The 5,654-nt window shown below is 71.7% G+C and carries 3 protein-coding genes; 1 reads left to right on the top strand and 2 read right to left on the bottom strand.

The genetic code is table 11. From position 1 onward, the window contains the following. Both otsB and A9X05_RS10345 read right to left on the bottom strand, forming a co-directional pair. The coding region (gene otsB, locus A9X05_RS10350) for a trehalose-phosphatase (protein WP_067781080.1) at positions 1-895 on the bottom strand (895 nt) is incomplete at its 3' end. A gap of 41 nt (positions 896-936) precedes the next feature. Next, on the bottom strand, positions 937-2,280 hold the full coding sequence (locus A9X05_RS10345; RefSeq protein WP_067781074.1) for a wax ester/triacylglycerol synthase domain-containing protein: 1,344 nt from the start codon (positions 2,278-2,280) through the stop codon (positions 937-939). Positions 2,281-2,444: 164 nt separating this feature from the next. On the opposite strand from A9X05_RS10345, the gene A9X05_RS10340 reads away from it, so the two are divergent. Continuing rightward, the coding region (locus tag A9X05_RS10340; RefSeq protein WP_067781077.1) for an error-prone DNA polymerase at positions 2,445-5,654 on the top strand (3,210 nt) is incomplete at its 3' end.

The raw sequence follows: 5,654 nt of genomic DNA, 5'->3' as shown, positions 1-5,654 counted from the left end.
GCAGCGTTTTGCCCTTGTCCCAATCCAGGTCCGGGCGCAGCTCGATGACCTCCCGGCCGGTGGTCACGCGGAGGCCGTCGCGGCGGCCGGCTGCACGCACCGCGGCCGCCACCTCGCCGACGCGGTCGCGTCCGGCGTTGCGGTAGTGCACGGCGACACCAAAGCGCTTGTGCTCCACCGCCACTCCCGGGATGGAGCCGAGTCGCTCGCGCAGCTCGCCGGCGGCGGCCTCCAGCACCGGGATGGCCGCGGCGGCGTCGTCGTTCTGGTGGTGCGCGCCGTCGGGCGCGGTCAATTCGAACCCGTGGCTGCCGGCATACCAAATCCCGGGCACCCCAACGCGTTTCGTCACGTCGGCCAGATCACGGCCGGACAGAATCGCCACCGGGCACCCGGTCGCCAGCTGCCGCAGCGCCTCGGTGGCGCCGTCGACCGGGACGGCCGCGTCCGGGTCGTTGACGATGTCGGACAGCGTGCCGTCGAAGTCGAAGAACACCGCGGGCCGCCGCGCGGCCAGGTCGTCGAGGGCCGTCAGCGCGTCGGGCAGCTGCGACATCCGACGGTCCCCGGTGCGCACGGTGATCTGGTGCAGGTCGGCGACCACCGCGTCGGCGCCGGCGTCCCGCAGCGCGTCGCCGCGCCCCTCATCGACGCCGATGACCAACGCGAATCCGCCGGCGCGCGCGGCCGCGACGACCGAGCCGTCGGCGGTGACGACCGCGCATCGGCCGGGCCGGACCTGCAGCCGGCGGGCCGCCTCCGACGGGTCCTCGGTGTAGACGGCGGTGCCCACCCCGGCCACGCGCAACTTGCCCTCCAGGCTGGGGTCCGGCGCGTGGAACAGCACCGCGTCGTGGCGGCGCGGGTCGATGACGACCAATCCCGACTGTGGCACGACCCCACCTTCTCACGGTGGCAGGCCGGTCGGGGAGTGGGTCAGTGCCGGGCTTGCCCCGGCGCGGGCGGGCGGGCACCCGGCGGGCGACCGGGGAAGGCGCGCGGCGCCCGCCTGCGGCGGCGATCGCCGAACAGCAACACCGAATCCTGGCTGAGCGCCACGAGCCGCGCCATGCCCAGTTCGATTCCGGCGGCCAATTGCTTGACGTCGAACGCGGCGCCGGGTTCGGCGGTGATGCCGAATACCAGTTCGTCGCCGTAACTCAGCACCGCGACCCCGGTGCTCAACTGGACGGCGGTCGGGGGGATGGGCAGCAGGCGCTCCATCGTCTGTCCCATCAGGCGCAGCCGGTGGCGGGGCCCGGGCACGTTGGTGCCCAGCGTCACGATGGCGCGCTGCGGGATCCGGGACAGCAGCGCAACGACGCCGTCCCGCACGAGCGTCGGCAAGGAGTTGAGTGCCGACTCGATGATGCCGCCGGATTGGGTTGTATCCGCTGCCTTTTCGTTCCATCGGGTCTGCACGGTGCGCAAGCGCTGGACCGGGTCGTCGTCCTCGACCGGCAGGTACGGCGACCGGACCGGCGTCGGCGCCAGGGCGGGCAGCGAGTCGGCCCGTGGCTCCTCACCGCGACCGAGCAGGACCGTCCGGAAGCCCTCGGTGGCGGCGGCCAGCGCGACGTCGTTGACGGTCACCCCGAACCTGCGGCAGACGCGGTCGACGTCGGCGATCGGGACCCGCACCGTGGCGTAGCGCCGGGGCGTTGCGGCGCGATCGGGCGACTGCAGCGCGGGCCAGAGCGCGCCGACGACGGCGCCGGTCGCGGTCCAGGACGCCCGCCACAGCGCATCGGCCCAGCCGGTTCGCCGCACCGGCGGTTGCGAAACCGGTTCGGCCGCAGGGGCATTGGCGAAGGCGCTCTCGTCGGCGTCGTCGCAAAGCCTGGTGAGCAGGTGTGCGGGCGATTTGCCGTCCAGCAGCCGGGGATGGGCTTTCATCAGGATCGCCCATCGGTTGCCCTTGAGGCCCTCGATCACCCAGCACTCCCACTGTGGGCGGTCCGGGCTCAGCGGCCGTTCGAGGGCGTGGGCGATGGCCCGGGACAGCTCGGTGTCGTCACCCGGTCGGTTGATCGCCACCCGGCGCACGTGCTGGGCGAGGTCGAAGTCCCGGCAGTCGACCCAGCCCGGGTGCGTCGGGTGCGGCCGCAGCACCTGCGTGCAGCGGGGAATCGATCGAATGCGTTCCGCCAGAAGGGCTTGGAGGCGCTGATGGTCGGGTGCGCCGTCGACGATGGCCACCGCGCCGATCGCCAGGCCGGCGTGCTGGTCGGGGTGGTGGGTCTTCAGGAAAGCCGTATCCAGTGCCCTCACCTGCGCCATGCTCGCCCCCGCCTCATTTTCGCCCTGATACCAGTGTCTGTCGGTCCTTGTTGCCCGCGGTAGGCCCGCGGCGTTAAGAGCGTGTTTAGGAGTTGAAGATCGGTTTAACAACGGTTGTCCTGCACCGGAGGTAATTCGAACAAACTTTCGATATGCTTTCAGGTGTGGGCTGGTTTAATGGCCCGCCGAGCTGGGCGGAAATGGAGCGGGTGCTCGACAGCAAACCGCGCCATGCCGGCGTGCCGGTGGTGCCCGGGGAGGACGCCCCCCTCTCGCCCAAGCGCGGAACGTACCGGCCGCCGGCCGGCGCCCGGGCGGCTCGCTCGTCCGTCCCCTATGCCGAGCTGCACGCGCATTCGGCGTTTAGCTTCCTCGACGGTGCCAGCACGCCGGAGGAGCTGGTCGAGGAGGCTTCCCGGCTGGGGCTGCGCGCGCTGGCGCTCACCGACCACGACGGGCTGTACGGGGCGGTGCGGTTTGCCGAGGCGGCCGCCGAGCTCGAGCTGCGCACCGTGTTCGGCGCCGAACTGTCGCTGGGGCCGGGCGCGCGCACCGAGACGCCGGATCCGCCGGGCCCGCACCTGCTGGTGCTGGCCCGCGGCCCGGAAGGTTACCGGCGGCTGTCGCGGCAGCTGGCCGCGGCGCACCTGGCCGGCGGCGAGAAGGGCAAGCCGCGCTACGACTTCGACGCGCTGACCGAGGCCGCAGGGGGGCACTGGCACATCCTGACCGGATGCCGCAAAGGCCATGTCCGCCAAGCGTTGTCACAAGGGCCGGAGGCCGCGGAGCGGGCGCTGGCCGACCTGGTGGACCGGTTCGGTGCGGACCGGGTCAGCATCGAGCTGACCCACCACGGCCACCCGCTCGACGACGAGCGCAACGCGGTGCTGGCCGGGCTGGCGCCCCGCTTCGGCCTCGGCGTCGTCGCCACCACCGGCGCGCATTTCGCGGGTCCGCCGCGGCGCCGGTTGGCCATGGCCATGGGCGCCATCCGGGCGCGGCAGTCCCTGGACACCGCCGCCGGATGGCTGGCCCCGCTGGGCGGTTCGCACCTGCGGTCCGGCGAGGAGATGGCCCGGCTGTTCGGGCAGCGGCCCGACGCGGTGACCGCCGCCGCCGAGCTCGGCGAGCAATGCGCGTTCGGGCTGGCGCTGATCGCCCCGCAGCTGCCGCCCTTCGACGTGCCCGCCGGGCACACCGAGGACAGCTGGCTGCGGCAGCTGACCATGGCGGGGGCACGCGACCGCTACGGGCCGGCCGACACCGCGCCGCGCGCGTACGCGCAAATCGAGCATGAGCTGAAAGTCATTGAGCGGCTCACTTTTCCGGGCTACTTCCTGGTGGTGCACGACATCGCCCGGTTCTGCCGGGAGAACAACATCCTGTGTCAGGGCAGGGGATCGGCAGCCAACTCCGCGGTCTGTTATGCCCTCGGTGTCACCGCGGTGGACCCGGTGGCCAACGAGCTGCTGTTCGAGCGGTTTTTGTCGCCCGCCCGCGACGGGCCACCCGACATCGACATGGACATCGAGTCCGACCAGCGCGAGAAGGTCATTCAGTACGTCTACGACAAATACGGCCGCGACTACGCCGCTCAGGTCGCCAACGTCATCACCTACCGGGGCCGGATCGCGGTGCGCGACATGGCCCGCGCGCTGGGCTTCTCCCAGGGTCAGCAGGACGCGTGGAGCAAGCAGATCAGCCACTGGAACGGGCTCGCCGATTCGCCCGACGTCGAGGGCATCCCCGAGCAGGTGGTCGATCTGGCGAACCAGATCCGGAACCTGCCGCGGCACATGGGCATTCACTCCGGTGGCATGGTGATCTGCGACCGCCCGATCGCCGACGTCTGCCCGGTGGAGTGGGCACGCATGGAGAACCGCAGCGTGTTGCAGTGGGACAAGGACGACTGCGCGGCAATCGGTTTGGTGAAGTTCGACCTGCTCGGGCTGGGCATGCTCTCGGCGCTGCACTACGCCATCGACCTGGTGGCCGAGCACAAGGGCATCGAGGTGGACCTGGCCCGGCTCGACCTCTCCGAGCCGGCGGTGTACGAGATGCTGGCCCGCGCCGATTCCGTCGGCGTGTTCCAGGTGGAGTCACGCGCGCAGATGGCCACGTTGCCCAGGCTCAAGCCGCGGATCTTCTACGACCTGGTGGTGGAGGTCGCGCTGATCCGCCCCGGGCCCATCCAGGGCGGCTCGGTGCACCCCTACATCCGGCGGCGCAACGGGCTGGACCCGGTGGTCTACGACCACCCGTCGATGGAGCCCGCCCTGCGAAAGACGCTGGGGGTGCCACTGTTTCAGGAGCAGCTGATGCAGCTGGCGGTCGACTGCGCCGGCTTCTCCGCCGCCGAGGCCGACCAGTTGCGCCGAGCGATGGGCTCCAAGCGCTCGACCGAGCGCATGCGCCGGCTGCGCGGCCGGTTCTACGAGGGCATGCGTGCGCTGCACGGCGCGCCCGACGAGGTGATCGACCGGACCTACGAAAAGCTGGAGGCGTTCGCCAATTTCGGCTTCCCGGAAAGCCACGCGCTGTCCTTCGCGTCGCTGGTGTTCTATTCGTCGTGGTTCAAGCTGCACCACCCGGCTGCGTTCTGCGCGGCGCTGCTGCGCGCGCAGCCGATGGGCTTCTATTCGCCGCAGTCGCTGGTGGCCGACGCGCGCCGGCACGGCGTGGCCGTGCACGGCCCGGACGTCAACGCCAGCCTGGCCCACGCCACCCTCGAGAACGCGGGCACCGAGGTCCGCCTCGGGCTGGGCGCGGTGCGCCACATCGGTGACGACCTCGCCGAGCGGCTGGTCGGCGAACGAAAAGCCAACGGCCCGTTCGCTTCTCTGCTGGACCTGACCACCCGGCTACCGCTGTCGGTGCCGCAGACAGAGGCGCTGGCGACGGCCGGGGCGCTCGGCTGCTTTGCCATGTCGCGGCGCGAGGCGCTGTGGGCGGCCGGGGCGGCCGCCACCCAACGCCCGGACCGCCTGCCCGGCGTCGGCTCGTCGTCGCATGTCCCCGCGCTGCCCGGGATGAGCGAACTGGAGCTGGCCGCCGCCGACGTGTGGGTCACCGGAGTCTCCCCGGACAGCTATCCGACGCAGTTCCTGCGGGCGGACCTGGACGCGATGGGCGTGGTGCCCGCCGAGAAGCTGCTCGGCGTGCCCGACGGCGACCGCGTGCTGATCGCCGGCGCGGTGACCCACCGGCAGCGGCCCGGTACGGCACAGGGGGTGACGTTTCTCAACCTCGAGGACGAGACCGGGATGGTCAACGTGCTGTGCACGCCGGCGGTGTGGGCGCGGCACCGCAAACTGGCCAACTCCGCGCCGGCGATGCTGGTGCGCGGCCAGGTCCAAAACGCCAGCGGCGCAGTC

The sequence above is a fragment of the Mycobacterium sp. E3298 genome (genome assembly GCF_001666895.1).
Classification (GTDB): Bacteria; Actinomycetota; Actinomycetes; order Mycobacteriales; family Mycobacteriaceae; genus Mycobacterium.
Note: the sequence above shows the minus strand (reverse complement) of the source record. Positions and strands in the feature narration are given on the sequence as shown.

What these genes read in the sequence shown, in the direction of transcription:
- A9X05_RS10345 (WP_067781074.1), bottom strand. Translation starts at nt 2,280, where the DNA reads ATGGCGCAGGTGAGGGCACTGGATACGGCTTTCCTGAAGACCCACCAC.